This window comes from Streptomyces sp. GQFP (assembly GCF_021545335.1).
GTDB lineage: Bacteria > Actinomycetota > Actinomycetes > Streptomycetales > Streptomycetaceae > Streptomyces.
The window spans coordinates 7269870-7295543 of record NZ_CP089312.1; the positions used below are offsets into that span (position 1 = coordinate 7269870).

Here is a 25674-nt window from a genome sequence, read left to right on the forward strand (position 1 = left end):
GTTACCCGCAGTCGATCTCGGGCACGCCTGCCTCGGCGAGCATTGTGAAGAGGGCTGCGATGGGACCGGCACGGTTGGTTCGGTCTGTGGTGAGGATCAGCCGATGAGCAGCTCTGGACAGCCCTACGAAGAAGGTTGCAGTTCCTTCGGGGAGGTCGCTGCCGAGAGCCCACCACTGTCTGTCGTGAATGCCCAGGAAGAACACGGTGTGGTATTCGAGGCCCTTGCTGCGGTGGGCTGTGAGCAGGACGACGGCTTCGGCGCACTCGAACTCATCGAGTGCGTCCCCCCAGCCGGCGGCCTGCTTGATTGAGCTCTCAAGGCGTGCCTCGAACGCCCCTGCGATGAGGTCGAAGTCCTCGCCGGGCGTCGTCGCCCTCACATAGCGACGGAGGGCGGCGCCATCGACGAGCGCGAGTAACTGCTGGACGGTGTCGACGGCGGACACGGTCGACGGAGGGTGAGATTCGAGCCAGGCTCGTAGCCGAAGGGTCATCTCGGTCAGGTTCTCGCCGACACGGTGTTGGGCGACTTCGTCGTCGATCGCACCGTGTACACGCTCCAGAGTCGTTGATACGTCTTGCCAGACCGTGGGCAGGCCATGGGGTTCGTGCGCCAGCCGGAGCAGCCCGATGAGCAGGTGGGTGGTCTCGCTCTTCAACAGGTCTTGGAGGGTCATCTTGCCGACCCGTGCGTCGTCATTGCGGACCCTGATCCCGTGCACGGCGAGGTGCGCCCGGAACAGCGGCTCGAAGTCCTTGATCTTCTGCCGCGCGATGAGCGCGAAGTCCGCCGGGGTGCGGTTGGATCCCGCGATGTCGCGGGCAATCCAGTCCGCAATGAACTGTGCCTCCGCTTCGTCGGTGGAGAACGTCCACAGTGAGGCTGGATCGTGCCCGTCTTCGGTAGTTGCCTTCGAGGTGGCCCGTACGGCGGCGGGGTCCAGTTGACGGGCGATGACGTGCTGCAGCGCGACCAGCGCGTCGCTGGAACGGAAGTTCCAGGCCAGCGAATAGGTGGTGGCGTCAAATGCGTGGGTGAAGCGTTGGACAGCGTTGGGCAGAGCGCCGGCCCAGCCCATGATCCGCTGCTTGCTGTCGCCGACCGCGGTCACGGCGGTCTCCTCCCCGAACACGGATGTGAGGAAGGAAAACTGCGCGCTGGTCGTGTCCTGGAATTCGTCGACGAACACCACGGGGTAGGTCATGCGCAGGGCGCGTCTGAGTCTCGGCACCGCGCGGACCAGCAGCTCCGCGAGCCGGTTCAGCATGACGAAGTCGAGTTGGGCCTTGCCGCGCCGTAGGTAGCGGGCTTGCCACCACTCGCGTACGGCGTACGAGATGGCGTCGACCTCGGCATCAGCAGGCACGACCTCCGGCAGGTCGTAGTTGCCGACGACGCCGGAAACGAAGCGGTTCGGCTGGAACCGGGCGACCTCCCAGCGCAGCGCCTCGGGGGCAGCGTGAGCGATACCGTTGAGGAAGTCCCCCACTTCGGCGTTGGTGACCGTGCTGATCTCGTACCCATCCGTCATGCGCCAGTCTGGCGGGAGGGCCAGCGCGAACCGGTCGACCAGTCCCTTGGTGAACGCATCGAAGGTCATCGACGCGAATCGACCGGCGTGTTCTGGGACACGGGCAGTAACGCGGCGGCCCAGGTTGGCAGCGGCATCCCGCTTGAAGGAGATTGCCAGAATGTGCTGGGGCCACGGGCAGAGCCCGGTCTGCAAGAGGTACGCGGCGCGCTGAGCGAGGAACTCCGTCTTCCCCGCGCCGGGCCCGGCTACCACTGCCACGTTGCCGACATCCCGCAGAGCCTCCCATGCGGCTGGCTCCAAGTCCTCGATGCCCGCCGGGCGCCAATCGTCCACCGGGATCAGTGTCGTTCGGCGTGGAGCTGGGGGCATGGGGATGAGTGGGTCGGGGGTGCTCACAGCGAGATCGCCTTCCGGATGTGCTCCACGAGGGCGGTGAGGACCTCCGGGGCATTCAGTCTGATCTCTTCGTCGCTGAGGCGGCCGAGCGCGCTCATGTGGGTGCTTGGTTTCGACCGTGACAGGAACAGGTAGCGGTACCAGCCCAGCCACTCGGTCTTGTCCTCCCAGTAGCGCGGCCTGGATCCCTTCGCTCCCAGGACCGTGGTGGTGGGGTCACTGGAGTCCGGCCCTTGCTGGTTGCCTTCAAGGTGGGTGTAGGCGCCTTCGAACGCGCACAACATCGCGTAGTCAAGGTCGAGCGGCTCGGAATAGAACACGGCGAAGGTGCGCAGGTGCCGCAGGATCGGTCGGATGTGCTTGAGGAGGAGGCCGTCGTGGATGTCTGCGACCTCGTCGTAGTCGCTGAGCCCTTCCAACGGGTCCAGCCCGCTGTCCATGAGGCGATTGCACGCGTCCCGGAGCCGGGCCGGACCGGACCCGGCCTTGCCGTAGTCGAGATCCAGCAGGGTGGCATGGGGGATGTCCAGGTCGTTGAGCAGCTTCCACATGTGATTGGTGTGCCGGCCGTCGAGCGGCACCATCGCTACGAACGACGGGTCCAGGTGTACACCGTGGGCCTGGGCGACCCGGGGGATGACGAGCTGCTCGGTGTCACCTTCGCCGAGCACCACGAACTTGGCGAAATACAGTTCCGGGTGAGCACGCACCGCCTCACGCACGTACTTGCCCGCCTCGGTGGCGTCGTCAGGGAGAGTGATCTCTCGGACCGATGCGGTCGCCGTGGCCGGCTCAGTGCGGAAGTACCGAACGTCTTCCGGGCGGATTCGGGGCATGACGCTGGCGGAGTGGCTGGAGAGGACCGCCTGCGTCGCCGTGGAGCCGCTCAGCCCCTGCAGTTGGCCGACGATCCGGGACAGGAAGAACGGCGCAAGGCTGTTCTCCGGTTCCTCGACCGCGATCAGGGTCAGGTTCGGCAGGTGCGCGGCCTCCAGCGTGAAGTCGTTGCTGTGCTGGCCGCCGTAGACAGCGGCCTCGACGTCGAGGGCCGCAGCCGCCAGGGCGAGGTGCAGCAGCGACCGTTGCCCGTCACTCAGCATGCGGGCCGGCCTTGGGCGGCTGTGGTGATCGGGCTCGAAGACAAGCTCGGAGTTGCGGATCAGCTGGCTGAAGTCACCGTCGAGGAGCCGCAGTTTGGGTTCCGAGTGCAGTCCCGCATCGTGCAACTCCTGCCACCGCGCGGTCAGCGCACCCTCGACCGCCCGGACAACGGGCTCGTCGGCGAACTGATCCGCGACTTCCGCCGCGTGGTCAGTGACGAGTTCGCGCAAATCAGATGACCACTGCGCTGCCCGCCAGAGCCGACTGCGGAGGAACGCCGTCACCTGGCGCGCGCCGTCGCGTGAGGCCGGAATGTAGATCATCTGGATGCGACTGCGCTCCCGAGCCGTCAGCGGCACGTAGTCGTCCTCGCTGTACTCCTCGGCGAACGTGTTGACGATCACACGTGTCTCGGTGATGGCACCCTCCACTGTGCCGTCGTCGACCCATTCCGCCAGGAGCGCCACCCGCACCTTCAGCTCGCCATCCTCCGTGGCGGCCATGCGACGGAAGAACTCCGGTACCGCTCGCGGTACTTCAGCCCGCTCCTGGTCGTCATCGCCCTCCGCGGCGTCATCAACCTCGTCCCCGACCTCGTCGTCCTCTCCAGGGTCGTCGAGTTCGGGGAAGGCGAGTACCGCTTCGATCGTCAACTCACGGCTGGTGGGCACGTCGGTCTCGCCCGCGGGCACGTGGAAGTCGTCCACGCGTACGGACCGCTCCTGCCCGGATATCCCGAACAACCGCAGCAGCGCCTCGCACGCCGCGGTCTTGCCCGAGCCATTGGCTCCGATGAAGGCGGTCATGCCTGAGTCCAGCCGAAGGGACGTGCGCCCCGGCCCGAAGCACTTGAAGTTCTCCAGCACGAGCTTCTCGATGAACATTCGTCACTTTCCGGTACAACGATGTCATGAGCGGCGATACCGCGCCGAAGAGAGTATCGAAAGCATGTGATCTCCGGGCCCTTACGATCAAAGTCGTCGCAGGTCTTGCCTGCGGCAACACCCGTAACGCGGCCAGGGTGGGTCCACGCCAGCCACGTGAGCGCCAAACGCTGCTACCCGGCCCAGCCGATCTCGCGTACCTCGATGGCCCCGTCGTACGGCATGTACTGGATCCAGCAGTGCACCCCGAACGCCTCACGGATCTCCTCGGCGCTGCCTGGGTCCCGTACATCCGGCCACTCTCTTGGAGCGGCACGCACGACCTCGACGAGCTCCAGGACCTCGCGCCGCGCGTCCGCCGGCAATTCACCCATCACGTCCGAGGCCAGTTCCTCCACCACCACGCCACAACGCATTGCACACCCCCGTGCTCGTGATCATCTGTGCAGTACGGTACGGCTTTGTGCACAACCATCAGCGGCCCTGTGGATAACTCTTGGTGGTGTTCGTTCAAGTCGCGGGCCCCGTGCTGCGATCCCGGACCGGTGTCCGGAGGGGAAGCGAGCGGGGGCGCGGTCTTGCGGACCGCCTCCGCGGCCCGTCGGGCCAACTCGGGTCCCAGAAGGGCCGCGATCGCGGTGGTCGCCCACGGGTGCACTCGTGACCGATGCCGACGGGCAAGCGCACTCCCGGCGCGGGCGAACGAAGCTGACGGCGTTATGGACACATCGAGGTGGCTGGTGAGTTGTCCCAGCTTCCGCCCGGCCGCGAATTGGAAGAAGACGCGTAGATGGGGTGGGCCTTCCCTCTGAGGGCAGTCCGGCTCCCCAGCGGGAAGCATGGAGTGCGCCGCGTCAGCCGATAGAGTGTCAGCGTGGAGTTGATCGGGGGCAATCTCGCGCGGAGAGCAGGTCTCGCGCTGTCCTTTTCGGTGACCGAGGCCATGCGGCTGATGGCCGCCGTGCCGGAAGGCGTGGCCGACAACGTCTGGCGGGCGAGGTGCACCGCCATGCACGGCCACTTCAGGGGCGGCTTCGACAGCTTTAGTAAGCACCCGGTAGTCCACAGGGCTCCTCAGGAGCAGGCGCGGTTGCTGCGGTCCATGGCGAGGTGCGTGCAGGACGCTAGGTTCGCCGCGATGTGCCGCACTCACGCCGACCGTCTGGTTGTGGCCGAAGACAGACTGGCGGAAGAAGGCAGAGCCGAAGAAGCGGTCACGGTACGGGCTCTGGCGCTCGGCATGCCCATGGAGTGGGTGGTCCAACTCTGGCGGCTCGCGGATGTCATGAGTGAACTCCGAGCTCGGCAGAAGGCTTGGGGGGAAAACCACCACCGCATCGCGCGCGCTTTGAAGTCTGCCCGCATCCCACTGTGGGCCGTGGCCGCACTGGACGAAATCCCCCTCGACGACCTCCGCTCGATGACCCCCAGCGACCTGGTCAGCCGGGCCGGCCGCAGCGAAAGCTTCCTGAACGAGGCGGAGCGCGTCCTCTACAGCCTGCGCATCCTCGCCTTGCTCGGTGTCGAGCCAGCGGCATGGAACACGCTGCTGGACATACTCACGGCCTGCCTTGAAGTGGAAGCGGAGATTCAGGCGTCGTGTGCCGCGAAACGGGACGTGCCGCCTCGCCAATGCCGTCCGCCGGGTCAGCTATTGCGTGCGGCACCACGTGTGCCGCGAGCACCAGGTCCAGTGATCCCTCGTTCAGTCACCGCGCAGGGCCGCCCTCGGCTGCATCGAGCCGGAGGGTGTGGAGGGCACCTGACCGCGTAGCGGCGGGACGGTCCTGCTCGACCCTGAGGACCGAGGTTGAATCTCGACGACATTGTCAACGCCATCTCTGCCATCGCGGGTGTCGGGTCGCTGACGCTCCAGATCATCGAGGGGCGGCGGCGACAGAGCGATGTTCGCGACAACCCAGGAGACGGCCGACCGGCCTCCGGCGCTGATCCCGACTGCTGTGAGCCGGGCAGCACGCCGACCGAGTAGATAAAAGGCTGGTTGGGGGTGCCCGCCTACGGGCGGGCACCCCCAACCAGCACCATCCTAGTTCCGCGTATAGGCGATGGCGGGGCTGGTGTGTGGCTGGACGTCACTCAGCCGTGTGCCGTGAGAGCGCCGACACAGACGGTGCGTCTGTCACGGCTTCTGCTCCGCTTCCGGCCGCGGGCGGCATGTGCCGACGGGCGGAATACCGACGACCAGCGCGCGCCGATAGGCGACCAAAGTGTCGTCGGCAGCGATCGCTTAGTAAGCGGCCGTCAATGGGTGCGACATCCGCTGGAGTCGGAACGCTTCGGGTCAGTGCGCTTCCTGCGGTTCACCACAGACGGTGCACACGCCAGGCGCCATGATCCCGTCGTGGAAGCCGTGGTAGAAACTGCCCGGCCCGTCGTAGTCGCGCATCGCTGTGCCCCCGCAGTCCCGGTGGTTCGCGATCCGGCACCGACCGCAGCAGTCATGACTCGTGATGAAATCCCTTGCCTTCTTGCTGCACGCATTGTGGCCGCACGACCGGTACCCGCCTGAGCCGGTGTTCCAGTGGGTGCCGAAGCTGCCTGGGTCGTCGCGAAATCTGCGGATGACCGCCTCGTCTGCCTCGGAAGCGGCACGCGGCCGTGCGTTTACGACGAGCTGACCGACAACTACGGCTGCGAATGCAGCCCATCCCCATTTGCTACGCATGTGTCCCCCGTCGTCGGTTCTGCGACGACGATATCGGCGGGAGATAGGTCTGCGCACCCAGTGCCAGCGCGCCGATCTGGCTCGGGAGAACTCATAGGATGTCACGCAGATCCGCTGGCGGGCACAGAAGGTGAACCTCCGCTTCCCGCGGATCGTCACCTGAATCGCCCCGGCTGATGGGCGCGAGTAGGGCCCGCCAGGGCACGCGCGCGGTGCACGATCATGTTGACCGAGCCGCGATCGCGCTCGATGTGTCCCTCCAGCAGCACCGCAGGGGCGCTGAGGACCACCTCTCGCGTACGTTCCCAGACCGGGGGAGAGAAGACCAGGTTGATCATGCCGGTCTCATCTTCCAGAGCGCCGAACGCAACTCCCCTGGCGGTCGGGGGTCTTTGGATGTACTTGGCCAGTCCGCCGACCCGCACCCGGGTCTGGTCGGCCAGGTCACGGGCCTCGCGCGCGGGCTGCGCCCCATGCGTCGCCAACAGGGAGCGGAGGTGCTGCGCGGGGTGGGTGGTGGAGCTGGCACCGGAGGCGTCGAGGTCGGCGGCGGTGACCTCGGCCGCGGTCATGACCGGCAACTCCGGCGCGGGCGCCAAGTCGTCCAACCCGGGAAGGACACCCTGGATCTCGCCGGTGTAGGCGCCGGCCGACCACAGGGCGGTGCGCCGGTCCACGCCGAGGCCGTCGAACGCCCCCGCGGTGGCCAGCTGTTCCATCAGCCTCGCCGACAGCCGCGTGCGTCGGGCGACGTCGGCCACCGAGCGGAAGGCGACGGTGCCGCGTGCGGTCAGGATCCGCTCGGCGATCCCCTCGCTGATGCCGGTCACGGAGGTCAGTCCGCGGCGGATCGCCGGCCGCCGCTCCGGACGATCGGCGTGAGGCTCCAGCGTGGCGTGCACACCGGAGCACTGAAGGCCGACGCCCCGGACTTCGATGCCGTGCTGCTTGGCATCCTGAATGAGGGTCTGGGAGTCGTAGAAACCCATCGGGAGATGCGCCATAATCCCCGCTAGTGTCCTGAGTCGTAAGTTCGCGGGCGGCTGTAGGGTGGGGTGATGCCTGGTCCGAAACCGCTGTCGCTGGAACTGTCCGACCATGAACGCAGGGTGTTGCGGGGCTGGTTGCGCAAGCAGACGGCGTCTCAGGCACTGGTGTTGCGGTCGGGGATCGTGCTGGCGTGCGCGGAGGGCCGGCCGAACGCGCAGGTCGCGCAGGATCTGGGCATCTCGCGGGAGACGGTACGCAAGTGGCGGGCCCGGTTTGCCGCGGACCGGTTGGAGGGTCTGGTGGACCGGCCGCGTTCGGGGGCCCCGCGAAGGATCACGGATGAGCAGGTCGAGGCCCTGGTCGCAAGGACGCTGGACCAGGCGCCACCGACGGGTGATTCGCACTGGTCGACGCGTTCGATGGCCGGGGCCGCGGGGATGTCGCAGTCAGCCGTCTCGCGGATCTGGCGGGCGTTCGGCCTCAAGCCGCACATCGTTGAGACCTGGAAGCTGTCGACCGACCCGCAGTTCGTGACCAAGGTCCGCGACGTGGTCGGCATCTACCTCACCCCGCCGGAGAACGCCCTGGTCCTGGCAGTGGACGAGAAGTCGCAGATACAGGCCCTGGACCGGACCCAGCCCGTGCTGCCGATGGCGCCGACCGCGCCGGCGAGGATGACCCATGACTACGTCCGGCACGGCACGACCAGCCTGTTCGCCGCCCTGGACATCGCCTCCGGGTCGGTCATCGCCCAGCACTACCGCCGCCACCGCCACCAGGAGTTCCTCCGCTTCCTGAAGGTCATCGACGCCGCGGTCCCCAAGGACCTCGAACTCCACCTGGTCCTGGACAACTACGCCACCCACAAGACCGAGCCGGTCAAGAAGTGGCTGCTGCGACACCCCCGCTTCCACCTGCACTTCACCCCCACCTCGGCATCCTGGCTCAACCTCGTCGAACGCTGGTTCGCCGAGCTGACCTCCCGCAAACTCCGCCGCTCGACACACCGCAGCGTCGTCGAACTCGAACGGGACATCCGCGGCTGGATCAACGAGTGGAACAAGAACCCCAAGCCGTTCGTCTGGACGAAGACCGCCGACGACATACTCGACACCCTAGCCGCATACTGCACACGAATTAACGACTCAGGACACTAGCATGGCGTGCGGGAAATGGTACTTCACCCAGGCGCTGGCATAAATGATGCCCGCCATCGACTGGGCGTGCGACTGCGGGAATCCATAATCGGAAAACGCCTCTATCATGCCCACAATGCGCTCTGAGGCGGCCTGGTCGATTCCCTTTGCGGCCATCCCGGCAAATAGCCGTCCGCGCAGCTGCGCCACCTTTTCGGGAGAGTGCTTGGCGGCCATCGCCTTACGGAGGCGGTCTGCCTCACTTGGGGTGAAACCCGCGCAGTCGATGGCCAGGGCCATGGCCTGCTCTTGCCACAGAGCGACCCCGAGCGTTTTGGAAAGCGCTGCTTCGGCGAGTGGATGCGGATAGGTGACGGGTTCAAGGCCGGCTCGTCGTCGCAAATATGGATGTTTTGATCCGGCCTGAATGGGGCCCGGTCTGATGATTGAGGCCGCTACTGCGAGGTCCTCGAAACAGCGGGGCTGGAGCTGCGGCAGGGTCGAGACCTGCGCTCGTGACTCTGCCTGGAAGACGCCTATGGTCTGACCTGCGGCAATCATGGCGTACACGTCCGGGTCGTCTTGCGGGATCGAGGCCATGTCCAGGCTGATTCCGTGGTGTTCGGCGATGAGGTCGCATGCGGTGTGCAATGCGGCCAGCATGCCCAGACCCAGGATATCGATTTTCAGGAGGTGGGCGGCGGCCACATCGTCTTTGTCGCCTTGCAGTACCGAGCGCCCTTCTCGGGTGGCCCATTCAACAGGCATGATTTCCCCGATGGGCTGGCGGGTCAGTACCATCCCTCCGACATGGATGCCCAAATGTCGCGGCAAAGTATGCAGTTGTCCCGCGAGGGAGCGCACGTCGTCGGGGATGTCAGCCTCGGGCCCTGGTGGCTCGTGGTGAATGTGGCGGGTCATCTCATTGATCCGTGCGATGGGATAGCCGAGGGCGCGTGCTGAATCCCGCACACTCAGGCGGGGTTGGTAGGTGATGAGGTTCGCCACCTGCGCGCAGTGCGAGCGGCCGTATTTGGCATACAGGTACTGGATCACCTCCTCCCGGCGGTCGTTCTCGAAATCGATATCGATGTCCGGGTCGGTCTTTTCGACGTGCAGAAATCTTTCAAAGAGCAGGCCGTGTCTGAGTGCGTCGACGGAGGTGATGCCCAGCGCGTAGCAGACCACCGAGGAGGCGGCGCTGCCGCGCCCCTGGCACCAGATCCCCTGCTCGGCCGCGTACCGCGTGATGTCCCAGCAGATCAAGAAGTAGCCCTGCATGCCCATGTCGGTGATCACGGACAGTTCGTAGTCGAGCTGTTTGAACGCCGTCCCGGCTGCCGGGTCGGTGCGCGGCCCGTACCGGCGGGCGCAGCCTTCCTCGGCGAGGTGGCGCAGATAGCTGTCGGGGGTGTGCCCGGCGGGCACCTCGAAGTCGGGCAGCTGGGGGCGCAGTCTGCTCAGGTCGATGACGCTGCTGCGGGCGAGGTCGACGGCGGAGGCGATGGCCTGCGGGTAGCGGGCCATGAGGATGCGCATCTCCTCGGCGGTGCGCAGATGCGCCGTCGGAGCCGGCGGCAACTCCCCGATCGCGGTGTCGAGGTTCTCGCGGCGGTGCAGCGCGGTCAGCGCCGCCGCCAGCCGCGCGGAGCGTGGGGCCGCGTAGCGGACCGCGTTCGTGGCCACCACCGGCAGTCGCCAGCGCAACGCCGCCGCGTTTACGGCGGCGTTGCGCGGACCGTCCTCTGGCAGCCGGTGATCGACGAGCTCGGCGTGCAGGTGGGTTCGGCCGAAGAGGTCCACCAGCCGGTCCATCCGCGTGTGGATGGCGTCGGTGTCGTACGCGGCCTCGCCGACAGCGGGGCAGCCGGTGAGGATCGCCCACTGGCCCTCGTGCGCGGCAGCCGACAGCGCGTCGAGGTCGTAGACGGGGGCGTTCTTGGCGCCGGCCAGCTGCCCGGCGCTGATCGCCGCGGACAGCCGGGTGAAACCCAGCAGGCTGCGCGCGATCACCACGATCGACCCCAGCCCCTGGTCCAGGGTGAGTTCGGCGCCGTAGACGGTGCCGATGCCGTACTCGCCCGCGGCCTCCGCCAGACGTCTCGCGCCGTACAGCCCGTTGGTGTCGGTGATCGCCAGGGCCTCGATACCGAGGCGGACGGCCTCGGCGACCAGTTCCTCGACGTGGTTGGCGCCGAAGAGGAACGAGCCGGCGGAGTGCACGTGCAACTCCGCCCAGCCTCCGCCCAGGGGCGTCGGCGCGGCGCGCGTGCCGGGGAAGTGCAGCACCCTCCTGCGGGGGTCAGCCATAGAGCGCCTCCACCGCCCACCGGCCGCCTTGGATGTGCAGCAGCCAGGCACGGCCGTCCGCGCAGGCGACCTGAAGACGCGCCAGGCGGCGGGCCCGGGCGGGAATCCACCAGTCCTCCAGCACCGGCCACGGTCCGGTCCACCCGGTCACCGCCACCGGCGCGGCCCCGTCGACGGACAGCGCGGTGGGGGCCTGGGTGAGCAGAGTGCGTCCGTTCACCCCGACCGAGCCGCCATCTGCCCCGATCACCTGGGCAGGGCGCGGGGTGCGATAGACGACGGCCGGGTGCGGGGCCGGCAGCCGCCCCGGCCACGTCCCCTCCACCGACGGACGTGCGCGTGTATCGCCGTAGGGGATGTCCACGATCCGCTCGCCCGGACCGCGGCCTCCGGCGAGTTCCTGACGTACCACCGCGCGATGTCCGAGCATCGCCTGCAGCTGCCCCGCGGCGTGCTCCAGTTCCTCCGGCGCGATCCGCGGCCCGAACAACAACGACTGCCGCCCGGTCGCCGCCGACAGTCCCTCCGGGACCAGCCGCAGGGTGGTGATCCCCGCCGCGGCGGAGTTGAGCTGCCCGGTCTCGGCCCAGGCGGCGACCTGCCAGCGCACCCGTTCGGCCACCGCCAGCGCCGACAGCCGGCCCTCGTGCCGCCACAGCCGTGACAGGCGCAGCCCGCTCGCCAGGCCCATTTCGACCTGCAGCCGGGCGCACACCGCCCCGGCCCCCGCAAGGTGGACGTGTAGCTGTTCGGCGAGGGCCTTGGCGAGGAACGTGACCGGTTCGAGACGGTCCTCGGGCGGCTCGAACGTCTCGGTCACGCTGTAGTCACTGTCCGCCCCGGACGTGTTGAGCGGCCGGGCCTCCAGGCCGCGGGCGGTGCGTTGTGCTGCGGCGCCGTCGTGTCCGAACCGGGCCAGCACCCGCTCACTCGGCAGTGCCGCGAACGCCCCCAAGGTGGTGATGCCCAGGCGGGGCAGCAGCTGAGACAGCCGCGGGCGGCCCAGCACCCCCACCGGATACGGGGCCAGAAACTCCGCGGTCCGCCCGGCCGGCACCAGCTCCCCGACCTTCCCGGCCCGCACCGCCAGGGCAGCGGCGAACACGGTGTCCGCCGCCCCGGTACGTGATTCGACCCCGGCTCCGGTGAGCACGGTGGTGATGTGCTCCACCAGGGCCTGCTCGCCGCCGAAATAGCGGCGGGTCCGCGAGCTGGCACGGCAATCAGGCCGGGCCGCAGGACTTCCATGTGCGGAGCGACGCGCTTCTCCAGCAGACGCAGCACCGGCTCGAACGCCCGCACCTCCGCCTCAAGGTCCCGGTCGAGCAGCCGCAGCTGCGGACAGCGTCCGGATGCCTGGCGTACCCGCATCCCGCGCTGTACGCCCTGCCGGCGAGCCTCCCTCGAACAAGCCAATACCCGCTCCCGCGCGATGATCGCCACGGGCCGGTCGTGATCCGCGCCCGCGGCCACCACGGGCCAGTCCATCATCCAGATCGCCAGTGCACGCAACGCCAGCTCACCCCGCGGTGACGGGCCGCAGTGGCACCACATTCGCGCCGTCGGCGGCGGGCGCGGAGATCAACTGCACCGAGCCGTCCGGCCCCGGCAGCCACACCTCGGCCTGCCGCGGCTGCGTCGCCGCACCCCGGCCAGCCACCACCAGACGGGCGCGTCGGCCGGCCAGCAGACCGAAGCCGTCCCCGAGCCCGTCCCATCGGGCCTCGGTCACCCGCAGCCGCAGCTGTGCCTCCGGCCAGTCCTGCCAGGTCAGCAGCGTCGTCCTGGAGCGCCGTAGGCGGGCCGCGATGCGACGGCTCGTACGCGACGCCACCTGCCCCACCGGGCCGAGCAGGACCACCGGCGCCGCCTCACAGACCGTCGCCAGCACCTCGGGCCAACGCCCTCCCGGCTCGGGGACGGCCAGCCCGCACGCCAGGTCCAGACCAGCATCCGCTGCCGCGAGCCCACCGAGCTGCGGCAGGCCGACCGCTGCCCAGGCGCCGCCGTCGACAGCGGCCTCCGCGGCCAGCGCGATCAGTAGGGGCAGGTCGCCGCCAGCGCTCACCACCGCACCGCGGGGCAGCACCCCGCCCGGGAGCAGACTGGACAGGGTGCCGGAGTTGGCTCCGGTCGCCTCCGGAGTCCCTCGCTCACCAGGCGAAACGACGCGCATGAACACATGTTCGATTCCTTGGGCGAGAAATGCAAGCGGGTGCACGCCCCACCACTCGCACGAGCCGCGCGCCCGGCTGCGGGTGACGGCCCCCGCGAGAGGAGCGGCGGTTGCGAACGGCCATGCCGCGTACGCCCGTTCGCCTCCCCGAGTCCGAAGTCGCGTGGCGTATGCCGGCCGCCGGCAGCTCCCGTGGTTTCGCGGAGGGGCGGGCGAGCCGCGCGTGCCTCGCTACGCTGCCGCAGTGATCGAGTCCTCCTCGCTGCCCGGCGATCCCACCGAGCTCCGCCTACGGATCTCCTTCGACGACGAACTGTGGGATACCCCGCAGGCCGACACGCTGGAGCGGTGGACCGTCGCCGTCCTGCACCGCCGACGTACACATGACGGCACTCAAAGCCTGGTGGCGGGCAGCGCCTGCCCCACCGCGGGCTGCCCGTCGTGCACGACGGAGGACCTCATCGTCGGGGAGATGACCTTCTACCGGGTGCACCTCGACCGTGGCCGCAACGCCTACTGGGCCATGGAAGAGGAGTCCGAGGACCTGTACGAGACCGCCCAGGTCCTCCTCGATCCCGAGACCGGCTCGTTCACCAGCGAGGTCAGCGAGAGGCTGGAGTACGTCGGCTCCGCCCTGCTCGTCATGGACCGGGTCACCCTTGAGCCACAGTGGCGCGGACACGGCCTGGCCGCTGCACTCGCCATCGAGGCGGTCCACCGGCTCATGACCGGCTGCCGGGCCATCGCGTGCTCGCCCGGCATCACGGACCTCAGCGCTCGTCGTCTGACCGACCGCTCCGAGTGGGACCGCGTGAACACCAAGATCGCCCAAGGGTGGGAAGCCATCGGGTTCCGCCTGTACCGCGACAACATCTATCTCCTCTCGCCCAGCTCGCAGGACCTGGAGGAGCAGCGAGGTGTGCTCCGGGGGCGGCTTGTGGAACTTGGTGCCTCGTGGAGGAGTACGACGTCCGCGCCGTCGCAGGAGTGAGCGGGAAGGGGCGTTTCGCCTAACGAAGGCTCGCTGACCGTAGTTGTCCGTCGACATCGAACCCAGTCCGCGGAGTTCCTTGCCATCCAACACAGTCGTCGCAGGTCACGGCGTTGGCGAGCAGGGGGCGTCCTACCAACTGCCTTGCCAATCAAATTAGTCGCCGCAGGTCAGCGTGGAGTCGACGACTGGGTTCGCTGTCCAAGGACAGTAGTTCGCCGGGGGCAGACAGGAAAGACGCGAGAAAGACTGGCCAAGGCGTGCACAGGCATGTCAACGTAGATCACCTTCCGGTAAAAGCCCAGGTCAGGAAGGTGATTGCCCGTGACCGTGGCTCCTTTGAGCCCCGGATTCTCCACCACCGTCGAGGCCCTGCGGCTGCGTGAGTGGCAGCTTGGTCCCGGCGAGCCCACCATCGTCATGGACCAGTTCACCGCCGAGGACTTCCACCTGGTCGTGGACGACCGGGCAGACGTGCACGTCAATTCGGCCGACGGTCGCTTCTACCTCGGATGGTTTCCACTCGGCCGCCCCGGTACTCATGGGGATGGGTGGAAGATCGCCGTCACCGGTACGGCGAAGGTCCCTGGGTACAGCGTCTCGTTCGACGTGGAGACGCCAGCAGCCGTCGTCGCCGCAGCCGTGTCACGCATCCTGGAGACCTCTCGGCGCGCATGACGTCGACACCCCTGTCGTTCCAGGGCCCGCATCCCTCACCCGTGCTCCGCCGCCCAAGGAGGCTGCCCGTGCCCCGTTCCGAGATGACCGTCGGCGAACTCATCGACCAACTGTCCGCCTGCGACCCCAGCACTCCGGTGCACCTGGCGATCAACCCCTTCGTCCCCATGGCGCACCGCCTGGAACAAGTGGTCCCGGCCACGGACGCGACCGGACGAGCGGTCGTCTATCTCGCGGAGGGTCGGGACGCGGACACCCAGCTCGGCCATCTGCCGCCCGAGGTCGCCGTCCTGCTGGCCTGGCAGGGACCCGTCCAGGCGCCCCCGCGCCGTCCCCGCCGCACCGCCGGCGGACAGTAGATCCCCCACCAGCCGTTGGAGGCGCCCCTGAACCCCGACTTCCCGCTCGACCCATCCACCCCGAACAAGGCCCAGGGCGCGTACTGGGTCGGTCCCCGTCACCTGGCGGGTGACGACGCACGGCTCTACGACGCCGTCGCCGATACGCTCGCCGACCTCGGCTGGACCAGCCTGACGATCCTGCGCGGACGACGGGAGCCGGACGAGGAACCGGAGGACCGCCAGGTCCTGCGCTCCACCGTCCTGCACCTCAGCCCCGACACCCTGCGCTGGGCCCAGTGGGTCCTCGCGGACGAGCCGTTCTACCTCGGGGAGCTGCCGATCGCCTGGCACGTGTCCGCCCGAGCGGACACTGCCAGCCCGCTCGCCCAGTGGTCCGCCTACTTCACCCCCGACGTCCCCGGGGAGGTCATCGTCGACTTCCTCTTCGCACTCGACGCCCGCGAGCAGCCCGCCGAGCAGTTCGCCGCGCCCGAGCTCGTCCTCGACACCGTCACGGCACAGGGCTGGCTCCGCGACATCGACCAGCCCAATGCCGGCGCGATGGACCCGACGTTCACCTCGCACCTCACCCTCGGCGAGGTACCGCCGCTCATCCAGGACGCCGACCCGCGCGCCCTGGATACCGCAGGAGACGAGGCGGGCCCGGCCGGATGGCAAGCGTGGGCCGAGCCGACGCTCGGTGCTCCGTGCCTGTGGGCGGCGTCGTTCAGCGGCAGCGTGCCGCACGACCTCGTCGCCACGTTCGCCGCCTCCCTCAGCTCCACGGCCCCAGTCCTGCGCCGAGTGCTGCCCGAGAGCACCCGAGACCGGCTCCTGCGTGCCCCGGCCACCTGACTTCCGGAAACCGATTGAAGAAATCCCGAGATACAAGTGCTCGACCGTCTTCCGCGCGGCCGAAACCCACGGTGCCCGGTCACCCCGCGAAGGGGGTGACCGGGCACCGTGCTTACCCGCCTCAAGGTGCCGGACGGCTGCGCCTGACGCGCCAAGAGAAAATCCGCCCGCTGGAATCGATAGACACCGTAATCTGATCTGTTCTGCAGGAACTGGTAAGGGAGTTCAGGAAATGAGCGAGACCACCGAGGCGTGGCGGCCGACCGGGCACGGGGCCAATATCGGGCATTCGTCTGCCTGGATGGCCCACCGGAAGGTGGCGCTCGACCTGCACCGGATGCTCAACGAGGGCGACTGCGATCGTGCGCTCATCGATGCCCCGTACACGGTCATGGCGCTACGGCATGTTCTCCGCGGGGTTGAGATGACCCGCAAACACCTAAAGACAGAAGCAGCCCGGGAGTTGCTCAGCGAGGCACTCGCCGCATTCGACCGTGCCGTTCCTGGAGGCGAGAGCGCGCGGGACGTGATCGAGCACTTTGACGAATACGCCATGGGAATCGGCAACCTGCAACAGCCGCAGGTATCAAGGACCAAAGACCGTGTTCCGGACGACGAGTTGTCCGAGGCGTTCAACCACCGACTGGAATGGGAACGCGAGGGCGATACGCGTCGGCCGGTATACGTGGCCGGGCCGTACCGCGTCGACCTTGAGGTGGCCGAGGAGGCCGCCTTTCGCCTCGTCTGCGATGCCTACGAGGCCCTGCGCCTCGATGAAGGAGACCCTGTTCCGCGCGGCTGGACCTACGAGGCGCAGCGCGGTTCGTTGCGCGGCTGATGACAGCGCGGACATGGCCCACTGCATCCGCCGTGACCACCCGTACGAAGGGGCGCCGACCACCATGCGGTGGTCGGCGCCCCTTCGTACGGGTACGTCAGCGGGCCGCTGTGGCCTTGGCGAGAGCCTGATCGAGGTGTCGGTCGACGAGGGCCGGTGAGCCGGAGACGACCAGCAGCAGGCTGCCCTCGCGGATCGCGGTCTGCTTCACCACGGTGTCCCCTGCGCCGGTGGAGAACGTCAGGAGCTGACTCCATCGCTCCTGACCGAGGCGAGGGGCGGTCACCGCCTGCGTGGTCACGTCGACCGCGGTGCCGCCGACGAGGACCTGGTACGAGAGGCAGGCGGCCATGGTGTCGAAGATCTGGGCGGTGCCGACCGACAACTTGCCGGGGGCGTCGCTGTACAGCTCCTCGGTGACCTCCGAGTTGCTGCTGCCAGCGTAGACGAAGGCGGCCTTCGCCCGGTGGGGGAAGTCGAGCGATCCTCCGGTGACCGCGTCGCTGCCCAGGTCGTTCAGGGCGGGGCAGCTCAGGACGGTCACGTCGTCGTGCTGGGCGGAGGCGCTTTGCGGCTTGGGGGTGTAGCCGCTGCCGAGATCCTGCTCGCTCAGCAGGCGTGCGGCCAGCGCCGCCGACGACAGCGGCGTCTCGGACGCCGTGCTGTCGTCCGACGATGTCTTGGCGCGGGCGGAGGACGGGGCGGTGGGCTTCGGCTCGCTGGTGTCGTTGGAGCAGGCGTACAGGCCGAGGGCGGTGGCGGCGACGAGGCCGAGGGCGGTGGTGGTGACGCGAACGCGCATGCGGAACTGACCCCTTGGTGCTGGGCGACGGTTGGTCAGTACGGGCCCGCGGGCCCGGTGGGGTTGTAGGGGTGGGGGGGTCAGTGCCCGAGGTGGCGCAGGCAGTCCTCGAATGTGGCGTGCGTCGCGTCCGCTGGCGCGGCGTGCCGGTTGTACCAGGCGGTGTCGAGGCGCGTCTCGTGCTGCTGGTGGCCGGCTCGGCAGCGCAGCCAGATCTCGTCGCGGGTCGAGAGGACGAGCCAGTCCCGGTATGCCCCGCAGGTCGCGCACGTGGCCATCTCGCCGTCGATGACGAGCGGCTGGGTCCAGGGCATCATCCGCCCGTCCAGCTGATCGTGGCTCGCCACCCGCAGGTCCGGGGGAAGGAAGTCGTCCACCACCGCGGCCGTCTCCTCTGCTGAGATCGCGGCCCGGATCCGTTCCGCCTCGGGCGGCACCCAGCTCTCCAGCCCCGCCCACATCTGATCGTGCACGCGGCGCATCTGCTCGGTGTCCGCTCCGCGACGGCGGCGTATCCGCTCAAACAATCTGGTGTTCTCCTTCGTCTCGTCCAGCACGCGTCATGATCGTGCCCCACGTCCTCGCCTGCTTCAATTCACACATTCCACAGTCACCTCCGTCCGCGCCGGGACCCGGACCCCCGTGACGCCTGCTGCCCCGTACGGCGTCCCGACTCGTCCGGCTGAGAGGCGCCGCTGCCCATGGTGCTGGTGTCGGCGGGCAGGCCCGCAGCCCGGCGCAGGCGCCAGACCAGGACGTCGCTGACGGACTCGGCCGTGCCCAGTTCCCGCCGTGCGGCGGCGTCGGCCAGGAGAGTGGCGGGATCGTGGCCGGCGGTTTCGGCGTCGGTGAGGGTGGCGGCGAGCGCGTACCAGCCGGGCTCGGCGAGGATCTGCTCCGCCAGCTCCGGCAGTGCTTCGCGCAGGACCGTCGTCTGCCGCTGGAGGAGGGGGCGCCCGAGGTGCCGGCCGCGTTGGTAGAGGGCGCCGAGTGGCTGGGCAGCGGCCAACTGGTAGGCGGCGCGCAGGTGTTCGGCGGCCTTTCGGGCGGCGGCGGCCTGCTGGGAGTGGCCCTTCTTCGCGTGCCAGTGGGCGGTGGCGGTGATGAGGAAGAACAGCATGTCGATGGCCATCGCGGTCGTGGCGCCGTCCTCGCCCCGGCCGAGGGCGGGGCCACTGCGGACGAGGTCGCGGGCGGCCTCGCGCAGCGCCTGGTCGTGGCCGCGCTCGGCCCGGACGTGGGAACGGGAGGCACGCTCGAAGATGAAGGCGGCCTCGCGCAGTTCGGCTCGGGTGTGGGCGGCGGACGTCTTGGCCAGGGCGTCCAGGACCTCGCCGGCGGAGGCGATGTGGGCGGCGGCGACCGCGTCGTCGTCATACTCGATGACGAGTACGGCCTGCCATGCCGCTGCGGCCGTACGACGGCGGGCCGCCGACGGTCCGCCCGGCGCCGTACGGTCCTTCGGACCGGTGGGTACGGCGTCCTGGTCGGGGCGGTCGGCGGACCAGCGTTCCCGGATCCGGGGCAGTGACAGGTCGGGTGCGAGGCGCGCGCCGGGGTAGAAGACGGGTTCGCCGTCCTTGTTGCGGTCGTCGGGCAGCGCGACCTTGTAGCCGAGCAGGTCCCCGGAGGGGGCGAACCGCTTGCGGATCAGCAGGCCGGCGGCGGCCAGCCGGTCGAAGAACTCTTCCTCGCCCGTCGCGCCGGCCACCGCCCGCCGTACGCTCTCGCGCAGTTCCTCCCGGGCGGTGCGCTCGCGGCCCTGGCGCTCGGCCTTGTGGCGTTCGGCGCTGGTGGGCCGCTGGGCGGCGGTGCCGTCACCAGGGGCGACCTGGTGGAGGCCGAGTTCCTTCTCGATGAGGCGGCACTCGGCCTGGGCGCGTTTGCCGGAGCGGAAGTCGTCGGGCCGGGAGCCGTCCTCGCAGACCAGGGTGGCGACGATGTGGATGTGGTCGTCGGCGTGGCGTACGGCGGCCCAGCGGCAGCCGGGCTGCCCGTCGCCGGGGTCGATGCCGGTGGCGGCCACGATCCGCCGGGCGATCTCGCCCCATTCCTCGTCGGACAGGATCCGGTCGTCCGCCGTCGCGCGGACGGAGGTGTGCCAGACGTGCTTAGCGGGACGGGCGTGCTTCGGCAGTGCCATCACGGGCTGGTCCAGGAGCTGCTGGAGGTCTTCGAGGGCGGCGTTCGGGTCGCGGCCGGGATCGGGGGCCATGCCGTCGAAGGAGGCGACGAGGTGGGGGTCGGTGTGGTCCTCGTACTTGCCTGTGTCGTAGAGGTATTTGAGGAGACCGAAGGTCTTCGATCCGGTGTCGTTGACGCTGGGGATCACGCGGCACGCTGTTCGATCAGGCGGGCGGAGGCATCGCGGACGCTCTCGGCGGCACGGCGGACCGCGGCGATCGCCGCTTCCAGCTGGGGTGCTTCCGCACCGGAGTTGAGGGCCTTCACGGCCTGGTTGAGGTTGCTGCCGGCCCAGCCGAGCTTGCGGCGGCTGTCGAACAGCGCGGTGATCACTTCGCGTTCGTCGGCGATCTCGGCGCTCGTGCGGTCGAGGTCACGGGCTGTGGCGAGCGCGGCGCGGGCGAGGAACCCGGCGACGGACAGGTTGCACCGGGCGGCGGCGGACTTGATCAGCGCGAACTCTTCCTCGTTGAAACGCGTGTTGGGCTGGTGCAGGCGCTTCGTGGCGCGCGGCTGACGCGGACGCTGACGAGCGCGGTCAGCACGCTCACGGCGGCTGCGGCGCTCGGTCGGCTTCTCCTCCTTGCCCGGCTTCGATCCGCCCCCGGTCGAAGCCTCCCGGACCTGCGCCCCCCGGTGCAGGTCCTCCCCGTCCCCCTCGGGGGCGGGGTTGGCGGAAGCTACGCTTCCGCCCCAACTTGCTCGCCCTGAGACCGAGTTGGAGTCGGGATCAGGTTCCGGGGTGGTGCCGTTCTGGGCGGGGTTCGTCATCGGGTTTCGGGCCTCATGGTTCGGGTGCGGTGCTGGATGGTCGCCGCCAGCGCGACGACGTCGGCCGGTCCCAAGAGGACGCGGACAGGTCCGTCGGGCCGGTCCTGGACGAGCCACTGGCGGTTCGGCGTGAAGACGGCAGTGTGCAGGAGTCGCCGGCGGACCAGGACGTCCGCCCAGGCGCCGGCCTCGGCGGCGTTGGGCTCGGATGAACGAGAGGGAAGCGGAATCATGGCGTGTCTCCTGGAGCGGGGCGGTGGCCCGGCACGGAGCCGGGTCACCCGTTGCGGGTAGGGGTGTTGAGCTGGGGTTTGGCCGGTTCAGCCGCACTCGGGGCAGCGCCCGACGTGGCTGTTGAGCGCTCGGGCCATCCGCTGCTTCGTCGAGGCAGCTTGCTTTGCGCTGGACTTCGCCGCCGGCCTGCCCTCGTGCCGCTTGGAGTGGGCGAGCATGAAGCCGATCTCCCGCTCGTACTCCGCGCGGACGGTGTCGAACTGGTGGCAGGTCTTCATCGGGCGGTGCTCCTTGTCTTGGTGGTGCCGTCGCTCCGCAGTTCCTGGAGGACGAGGCTCAGCCGGTCGTTCCGGCCGCCCTTCAGGCCCTCGCGGCGGAGGATCTCCCGCAGCTGGACCCGGGTGACGGACTCGTTGCCGTCCCGTTCGAGCAGGGCGGGGACGTGGGGGCGGACCTGCAGGACGAGCTGGTCCACCGACTGCTCCGGCTCGCGTGGCGGGCGCTGTGTCTGCGGGGTGCGGGACCGGCCGCGCTTCCCCTTGTTCTTCGTCCTGGTCTTCGCGGTCGTCTTCCGCCGGAGGGGGACCTTGTGTCCCCGGTCCCCGGTGGGCTCGGTCCCCGTGTCGGTCGGTCCCCGGTCCCCGGTGGGCTCGGTCCCCGTGTCGGTCGGTCCCCGGTCCCCGGTGGGCTCGGTCCCCGTGTCGGTCGGTCCCCGGTCCCCGGTGGGCTCGGTCCCCGTGTCGGTCGGTCCCCGGTCCCCGGTGGGCTCGGTCCCCGTGTCGGTCGGTCCCCGGTCCCCGGTGGGCTCGGTCCCCGTGTCGGTCGGTCCCCGGTCCCCGGTGGGCTCGGTCCCCGACTCGGCGGCGCTCGGTCCCCGACGTGAATCAGGGCCCTGAGCAGGCACTTCTCGCGTCAGGCGCTCAGTCCCCACGCCTCGGGCGTCCCCCTCCGAGGTTTCCGGATTGGCGGGACCGGTCCCCGGGACCGCGCCTGCTTCTGGGACCTCGGTCCCCACCCCGGTCCCCGCCTCCTCGCCTTCGGTCCCCGCGCCTGCCGACGCCTTCGAGTCCGCAAACTCGGTCCCCGGTCCCCTCGGGGCGCTCGGTCCCGTGCCCCCGTCCGACTCGTCGGGACCGTGGGGACCGGCTACGGGGACCGGCGCCTTCGAGGCTGACTGCGAGGGGACCGTGGCTGCCGTTGCGGTGCTCTGTACCGGGGACCAGGGCGAGGGCAGCGGGATCGTAGCGAGCGCGAGGGCGTGCCGACGGGCGGCGAGCTGGTCGAGCAGCTGCGCGCGCTGGAGGGGGTCGGTGCCGACCGAGGCCCTGCCGACCGCCTTCGACAGGCGCCGCGTGAGCCGACGGCCGCGTCGGCTCCGCTGCTGCGCGGGTGTGCGTTCGGCGAGGCGGGCGGCGAGGGCGACCGCGCGGGTGGTCGCCCGATCCCGGGTGATCTGCGCGGCGTCGCGGTCTCGCGCGGCGATGCCGAGGCGGGACAGGAGCCGCTCGCGTGCCTCCCGGCCCAGGACGGCGATCAGCCCGTGGGAGGCGGCGCCCGGGGTGCGCAGGCGCAGCTCGATCCCCATCGCGAGGTGCCACAGCATCGCCGCCATGACTGGCCCGACGAAGGCCCGGACGGTGCCGCCGACAGGACCGCTCTCGGCATAGGCGGGAATCACCTGCACTCCGGTGATCACCCAGACCAGGGTGCCCGGCATGCCGGGGGCGCCCTGAGTGGCCAGGTTCTGGCGTGCCATCAGCGCGGTCGCGAAGAGCGCCAGCTCGGCTGCGGCGAACATCCCGGCCCGCTCGGCGGTGCCGGCCATATCGAGGAAGTCGGCCGCGAAGCGCCACGAGGTGTCGGCGCTGTAGGCGGTGCAGCCGAGGGCAGCAAGGGCAGCGACCTTGACCGCCGGACCGCCGAGACGTTTCTGCGTGCGCGTACCCCGGCGCCGGATCGTCCAGGCGGCCAGCACCAGCACGAGGGCAGCGGGCACGCCGGCGTCGAGGAGGAGAGGGAGGTCCGGAGCGGCGCTGAGGGTGAGGACGGGGTGGATCATGCGGCCTTTCCGAGAGAAGCGGGCGCCGGAGTCGACGCCGCCGGGCGGGCTACCGGCTGCTGTGTGCCAGGTGCGGCGGGCGCGGGGCTGCCTGCTGCCGGATTGGTCGTCTTCCGCTTCTTCTTGGGCCGCGGCACGCCGTAGGTGCGGTCGCGGTCGAAGACCTTGTTGGCGGCCTGACGGAGCAGGTCTCGGGCGTGCTTGTGGCTGATCTGCAGGGCGGCGGCGAGCCTGCCGGGCCGCCAGCCGCGTACGTAGGCATGGTCGATGACGACCTGCCGCTCGACCTCGGTCAGGTGTACGTCACGTCCCTGGAAGAAGGCCGTCACGCGCCGGTAGTCGAGACGCTTGGGCAGGCCGTCGTGCAGAGGGCGCCGCTCGGCTTCGGTGAGGCCGCCCCAGACGCCTTCCTTGAGGACGTTCTCCAGGGCGAAGTCGAGGCACTCACGGCGTACCGGGCACCAGCCGCACAGCTCCTTCGCCTCCGCGATGTCCTCGTGGTCCCGGGGCCCGGGGAAGAAGACGGCGTCGGCGTCCTCGACGTCCATGCCGTGGCACGCTCCGCGGGTGTGCCAGCTGGTGTCTCCGATGCCGCGCAGGCCGGTGGCCGGCGCGTCGTGGGTGGTGATGTGGCGCAAGGCGATCTCCGATGTGCTGCCGCGGCGGCCGACCGGGGCGGTGCTCGGCGGGCGCTGCGTCGGGTGCCGGCTGCGGTGCGCGGGCGTGCGCCGCAGCCGGGGCGGGACGGTGATGTTGGGAGGCGGTGCAGCGGACGGGATGTACGCGCCGGATGCGCTGGTCAGGCCATGGCGGGCTGTTGAGCCTGCTGGTCCTGCTGGGCGGCGGCGAGGTCGATGCGGCCGGGGTGCGGGGTGGCACGCGGGGCAGTTCCGCGTACCCCGTCGTCGGGGCCGATCCGGCGGCGCCGACAGGGCTCACCGGGCTGGGCCTTGCACCATTCGCAGCGCACGCTCAGGGCGTCGGGCTCTCCTAGAGCGATGGCCATTTCACGGGCTGCCCGGCCGGGCCGGTAGGGCGCGAGGGCGGCTCGGGCAGCGGGCGGGATGCAGGAGCCGACCCGCTCCAGCATCGTCTCCAGCTCCGGGTCGGTCCCCTCCCGACCGCTGGTGATCGCCCGTGCCTGTGCGGGCTCCGCGAGGCCGGCGGCGACGGCGCGGCGCATGCCGACCAGCTCGGCGGTCCAGGCGACTTGGTCGTCCGGATCGGCGGACGGTGTCGGGTCGGAGTGCCGGGCCAGACGGTCGCGCCGGTAGCTCTCCCAGGGCCGGACCACGTCCGCGGGCAGGATCTGGTACGGCGAAGTGCGGATGTGCTGGCGGGCGGCCACGCGGGCGTCCCAGCCGTACGGGGTGGCCATCGGCACGTCGCCGAGCAGCTCGTGCCACTGGGCGAGCTGGTCGCGGGCTTCGCCCTGGTCAGTGCGGATGGTGCGGGGGTCGAGTCGGCCGAGGTAGGCCAGCAGGGCGGCGGTTTCGCGGCGGTCCACGGTCAGACCTCCGTTCCGGTCGGCTCGTCGAGGGCGGCGAGAAGGGCAGCGGTGTGGGCCTCGGTCCGCGTCATGCCGCTCGGCGCGGAGGAGCTCTTGCCGGGCCCGGCGTAGAGGTTCGGGCGGCTGGGGGCGTGCTCTCGGGCGATCCAGGAGCGCCAGTCGGCAGCCCAGGCTTCCGCCGGCCTCGGCTCGAAGCCGGCGCGGTGGGCACGCCACTTCGCGTCGGCCGTCTGCAGGCCCTGCTCGCCGAGGCGGTCGAGGTGTCCCTGCTGGCGGGCCCAGGTGTGGGTGGCTGGGTCGACCTGCCACTCGGCAGCCGAGGTGACGGCAGCACCACTGCTGTACCTACGGTTCAAATCCGGTTCACTACGGTTCTGTGTGCCGGTTTCCGGTACATCGCTGTGCCGGTTTCCGGTACGTCGACGTGCCGGTTTCCGTCGGGACCTGCCGGTTTCCGGTACTGCCGGTTTCCGGGCCCTCGCGGGTGATTCCGGCACCTCACGGGGGCGGATTCCGTACCGCCGCAGGGCCGAGATCCGGAGCGCTGGGGCGGCCTCGGGCCCCTCCTCCGGCGCCTGGTCGGCTTCCTCGTCCTCGGCGGTCTGCACCGCGGCCTCGGCGGCGAGGGGTAGGCGGTAGACGGTGCTGCGCTGCGGGCCGGTGAGGTCGTCGAGTTGCTCCAGCTCACCGGCGTGGACCAGGCGGTCGATGGCTTCGCGCACCGTGGAGACGGAAGCGCGCGTGCGCTTGGCCAGGCTCGACAGCGAGGCCCAGGAGACGTACTGCTCGTCGGCCACCCGGTCGGCAATCGACAGCAGGACCAGACGCGCGGTCCCCCGGCTGGTGCTGTGCTCCCACACCCACTCGCGGGCTTCGCTGCTCATCGGCCGCTCCCGGTGAGCAGGCGGGGCCGACGGCGCACCGGGGCCGGGATGGTGTGCTCCGGTTCGGGGCGCTGAGGCGCCGAGGCGGAGGTGGCTGCCGCGCAGGCCATGCGGTTGGGCCTTTTGCGCAGGGCAGGAGGCATGTAAGAATCCCCTTTGCAGTGTTGCCACGCTGACGCGCCCCGTGGAAGGGATCAGCGTGGTGAAGGTGGGCAATCTCCGCCCTTGCCGGGGCGAGTTGCCGTTGAGCGTTCGGCGTCCGGGAGTTAGCGCTCCCGGGCGCCGCCGCTGTATGCGGACCTACAGCTCTG

Annotated in this window: 25 protein-coding genes and 1 pseudogene; 8 read left to right on the forward strand and 18 right to left on the reverse strand. The window is 69.8% G+C overall.

Going from position 1 to position 25674, the window contains the following annotated elements:
• Position 1: 1 nt before the first annotated feature.
• The 3 genes from LUX31_RS32905 to LUX31_RS32915 form a co-directional block, all read right to left on the reverse strand.
• Positions 2 to 1906: a UvrD-helicase domain-containing protein gene (locus LUX31_RS32905; RefSeq protein ID WP_235478946.1), complete on the reverse strand. Its 1905-nt coding sequence runs from the start codon at positions 1904 to 1906 to the stop codon at positions 2 to 4.
• Positions 1907 to 1929: 23 nt separating this feature from the next.
• Positions 1930 to 3918 (reverse strand): ATP-dependent nuclease, encoded by a 1989-nt coding sequence (locus LUX31_RS32910; RefSeq protein ID WP_235478947.1) that lies wholly within the window; start codon positions 3916 to 3918, stop codon positions 1930 to 1932.
• A 173-nt stretch (positions 3919 to 4091) separates the two neighbouring features.
• Positions 4092 to 4334 carry a hypothetical protein gene (locus LUX31_RS32915; protein WP_235478948.1) on the reverse strand — a complete coding sequence of 81 codons (243 nt, stop codon included), beginning with the start codon at positions 4332 to 4334 and terminating at the stop codon, positions 4092 to 4094.
• Between the two features lie 458 nt (positions 4335 to 4792).
• On the opposite strand from LUX31_RS32915, the gene LUX31_RS32920 reads away from it, so the two are divergent.
• Both LUX31_RS32920 and LUX31_RS32925 read left to right on the forward strand, forming a co-directional pair.
• Positions 4793 to 5692, forward strand: coding sequence for a hypothetical protein (locus LUX31_RS32920; protein WP_235478949.1), 900 nt, complete (start codon positions 4793 to 4795; stop codon positions 5690 to 5692).
• Positions 5693 to 5728: 36 nt separating this feature from the next.
• On the forward strand, positions 5729 to 5908 hold the full coding sequence (locus LUX31_RS32925; protein ID WP_235478950.1) for a hypothetical protein: 180 nt from the start codon (positions 5729 to 5731) through the stop codon (positions 5906 to 5908).
• An 851-nt stretch (positions 5909 to 6759) separates the two neighbouring features.
• On the opposite strand, the gene LUX31_RS32930 is transcribed toward LUX31_RS32925, so the two are convergent.
• On the reverse strand, positions 6760 to 7593 hold the full coding sequence (locus tag LUX31_RS32930) for a helix-hairpin-helix domain-containing protein (protein ID WP_235478951.1): 834 nt from the start codon (positions 7591 to 7593) through the stop codon (positions 6760 to 6762).
• 69 nt (positions 7594 to 7662) lie between these two features.
• On the opposite strand from LUX31_RS32930, the gene LUX31_RS32935 reads away from it, so the two are divergent.
• On the forward strand, positions 7663 to 8751 hold the full coding sequence (locus tag LUX31_RS32935; RefSeq protein WP_235478952.1) for an IS630 family transposase: 1089 nt from the start codon (positions 7663 to 7665) through the stop codon (positions 8749 to 8751).
• Here LUX31_RS32935 and dnaE read toward each other — a convergent pair.
• The 4 genes and pseudogenes from dnaE to LUX31_RS32955 all read right to left on the reverse strand — a co-directional run bounded on the left by dnaE (position 8740) and on the right by LUX31_RS32955 (position 13216).
• Entirely contained in the window at positions 8740 to 11040 is a 2301-nt protein-coding gene (gene dnaE, locus LUX31_RS32940) for a DNA polymerase III subunit alpha (RefSeq protein ID WP_235478953.1), read from the reverse strand. The genes LUX31_RS32935 and dnaE overlap by 12 nt on opposite strands.
• On the reverse strand, positions 11033 to 12211 hold the full coding sequence (locus LUX31_RS32945; protein WP_235480211.1) for a DNA polymerase Y family protein: 1179 nt from the start codon (positions 12209 to 12211) through the stop codon (positions 11033 to 11035). The genes dnaE and LUX31_RS32945 overlap by 8 nt, the downstream gene beginning before the upstream one ends.
• 122 nt (positions 12212 to 12333) lie before the next feature.
• Positions 12334 to 12594: pseudogene (locus LUX31_RS32950) on the reverse strand (Y-family DNA polymerase); the annotation flags it as partial.
• On the reverse strand, positions 12560 to 13216 hold the full coding sequence (locus LUX31_RS32955) for a hypothetical protein (protein ID WP_235478954.1): 657 nt from the start codon (positions 13214 to 13216) through the stop codon (positions 12560 to 12562). The pseudogene LUX31_RS32950 and the gene LUX31_RS32955, both read right to left, overlap by 35 nt.
• 244 nt (positions 13217 to 13460) lie before the next feature.
• Here LUX31_RS32955 and LUX31_RS32960 point away from each other — a divergent pair, with 244 nt between their 5' ends.
• The 5 genes from LUX31_RS32960 (at position 13461) to LUX31_RS32980 (ending at position 16919) form a co-directional block, all read left to right on the forward strand.
• Positions 13461 to 14207 carry a hypothetical protein gene (locus LUX31_RS32960; protein ID WP_235478955.1) on the forward strand — a complete coding sequence of 249 codons (747 nt, stop codon included), beginning with the start codon at positions 13461 to 13463 and terminating at the stop codon, positions 14205 to 14207.
• A gap of 324 nt (positions 14208 to 14531) precedes the next feature.
• A complete protein-coding gene (locus tag LUX31_RS32965; protein ID WP_235478956.1) occupies positions 14532 to 14885 on the forward strand; it encodes a DUF317 domain-containing protein in 354 nt (117 codons plus the stop codon).
• Between the two features lie 68 nt (positions 14886 to 14953).
• Positions 14954 to 15244 (forward strand): hypothetical protein, encoded by a 291-nt coding sequence (locus LUX31_RS32970; protein ID WP_235478957.1) that lies wholly within the window; start codon positions 14954 to 14956, stop codon positions 15242 to 15244.
• A 15-nt stretch (positions 15245 to 15259) separates the two neighbouring features.
• Complete coding sequence (locus LUX31_RS32975) at positions 15260 to 16081, forward strand: DUF317 domain-containing protein (protein WP_235478958.1); 822 nt, start codon at positions 15260 to 15262, stop codon at positions 16079 to 16081.
• A 232-nt stretch (positions 16082 to 16313) separates the two neighbouring features.
• Positions 16314 to 16919, forward strand: coding sequence for a hypothetical protein (locus LUX31_RS32980; RefSeq protein ID WP_235478959.1), 606 nt, complete (start codon positions 16314 to 16316; stop codon positions 16917 to 16919).
• 97 nt (positions 16920 to 17016) lie between these two features.
• Here the strand turns inward: LUX31_RS32980 and LUX31_RS32985 are convergent, their stop codons facing one another.
• The 10 genes from LUX31_RS32985 to LUX31_RS33030 form a co-directional block, all read right to left on the reverse strand.
• Positions 17017 to 17721, reverse strand: coding sequence for a hypothetical protein (locus tag LUX31_RS32985; RefSeq protein ID WP_235478960.1), 705 nt, complete (start codon positions 17719 to 17721; stop codon positions 17017 to 17019).
• An 80-nt stretch (positions 17722 to 17801) separates the two neighbouring features.
• Positions 17802 to 18278, reverse strand: a complete 477-nt coding sequence (locus tag LUX31_RS32990; protein WP_235478961.1) for a hypothetical protein — start codon at positions 18276 to 18278, stop codon at positions 17802 to 17804.
• A gap of 53 nt (positions 18279 to 18331) precedes the next feature.
• Positions 18332 to 20053 (reverse strand): relaxase/mobilization nuclease domain-containing protein, encoded by a 1722-nt coding sequence (locus LUX31_RS32995; protein WP_235478962.1) that lies wholly within the window; start codon positions 20051 to 20053, stop codon positions 18332 to 18334.
• Positions 20050 to 20676: a plasmid mobilization protein gene (locus LUX31_RS33000; RefSeq protein WP_235478963.1), complete on the reverse strand. Its 627-nt coding sequence runs from the start codon at positions 20674 to 20676 to the stop codon at positions 20050 to 20052. Before LUX31_RS33000 ends, LUX31_RS32995 begins: the two co-directional genes overlap by 4 nt.
• Positions 20673 to 20909, reverse strand: a complete 237-nt coding sequence (locus LUX31_RS33005) for a hypothetical protein (protein ID WP_235478964.1) — start codon at positions 20907 to 20909, stop codon at positions 20673 to 20675. The genes LUX31_RS33000 and LUX31_RS33005 overlap by 4 nt, the downstream gene beginning before the upstream one ends.
• 87 nt (positions 20910 to 20996) lie before the next feature.
• Positions 20997 to 21188: a hypothetical protein gene (locus LUX31_RS33010; protein WP_055493674.1), complete on the reverse strand. Its 192-nt coding sequence runs from the start codon at positions 21186 to 21188 to the stop codon at positions 20997 to 20999.
• Positions 21185 to 22969, reverse strand: coding sequence for a hypothetical protein (locus tag LUX31_RS33015; protein ID WP_235478965.1), 1785 nt, complete (start codon positions 22967 to 22969; stop codon positions 21185 to 21187). The genes LUX31_RS33010 and LUX31_RS33015 overlap by 4 nt, the downstream gene beginning before the upstream one ends.
• Positions 22966 to 23607, reverse strand: a complete 642-nt coding sequence (locus LUX31_RS33020) for a WhiB family transcriptional regulator (RefSeq protein ID WP_235478966.1) — start codon at positions 23605 to 23607, stop codon at positions 22966 to 22968. The genes LUX31_RS33015 and LUX31_RS33020 overlap by 4 nt, the downstream gene beginning before the upstream one ends.
• Before the next feature lie 161 nt (positions 23608 to 23768).
• A complete protein-coding gene (locus LUX31_RS33025) occupies positions 23769 to 24476 on the reverse strand; it encodes a zinc finger domain-containing protein (protein ID WP_235478967.1) in 708 nt (235 codons plus the stop codon).
• Positions 24477 to 24478: 2 nt separating this feature from the next.
• Positions 24479 to 25363 (reverse strand): helix-turn-helix domain-containing protein, encoded by an 885-nt coding sequence (locus tag LUX31_RS33030; protein ID WP_235478968.1) that lies wholly within the window; start codon positions 25361 to 25363, stop codon positions 24479 to 24481.
• Positions 25364 to 25674: the final 311 nt, after the last annotated feature.

Excerpts from the sequence above, each read along its gene's own strand:
- dnaE (WP_235478953.1), bottom strand. The coding sequence starts at position 11,040 with ATGGCTGACCCCCGCAGGAGGGTGCTGCACTTCCCCGGCACGCGCGCC.
- LUX31_RS32985 (WP_235478960.1), bottom strand. The coding sequence starts at position 17,721 with ATGCGCGTTCGCGTCACCACCACCGCCCTCGGCCTCGTCGCCGCCACC.
- LUX31_RS33005 (WP_235478964.1), bottom strand. The coding sequence starts at position 20,909 with ATGATTCCGCTTCCCTCTCGTTCATCCGAGCCCAACGCCGCCGAGGCC.
- LUX31_RS32905 (WP_235478946.1), bottom strand. The coding sequence starts at position 1,906 with ATGCCCCCAGCTCCACGCCGAACGACACTGATCCCGGTGGACGATTGG.
- LUX31_RS32915 (WP_235478948.1), bottom strand. The coding sequence starts at position 4,334 with ATGCGTTGTGGCGTGGTGGTGGAGGAACTGGCCTCGGACGTGATGGGT.
- LUX31_RS32930 (WP_235478951.1), bottom strand. The coding sequence starts at position 7,593 with ATGGGTTTCTACGACTCCCAGACCCTCATTCAGGATGCCAAGCAGCAC.
- LUX31_RS32910 (WP_235478947.1), bottom strand. The coding sequence starts at position 3,918 with ATGTTCATCGAGAAGCTCGTGCTGGAGAACTTCAAGTGCTTCGGGCCG.
- LUX31_RS33030 (WP_235478968.1), bottom strand. The coding sequence starts at position 25,363 with ATGAGCAGCGAAGCCCGCGAGTGGGTGTGGGAGCACAGCACCAGCCGG.
- LUX31_RS32935 (WP_235478952.1), top strand. The coding sequence starts at position 7,663 with ATGCCTGGTCCGAAACCGCTGTCGCTGGAACTGTCCGACCATGAACGC.
- LUX31_RS32955 (WP_235478954.1), bottom strand. The coding sequence starts at position 13,216 with ATGCGCGTCGTTTCGCCTGGTGAGCGAGGGACTCCGGAGGCGACCGGA.
- LUX31_RS32980 (WP_235478959.1), top strand. The coding sequence starts at position 16,314 with ATGAGCGAGACCACCGAGGCGTGGCGGCCGACCGGGCACGGGGCCAAT.
- LUX31_RS33000 (WP_235478963.1), bottom strand. The coding sequence starts at position 20,676 with ATGACGAACCCCGCCCAGAACGGCACCACCCCGGAACCTGATCCCGAC.
- LUX31_RS33015 (WP_235478965.1), bottom strand. The coding sequence starts at position 22,969 with ATGATCCACCCCGTCCTCACCCTCAGCGCCGCTCCGGACCTCCCTCTC.
- LUX31_RS33010 (WP_055493674.1), bottom strand. The coding sequence starts at position 21,188 with ATGAAGACCTGCCACCAGTTCGACACCGTCCGCGCGGAGTACGAGCGG.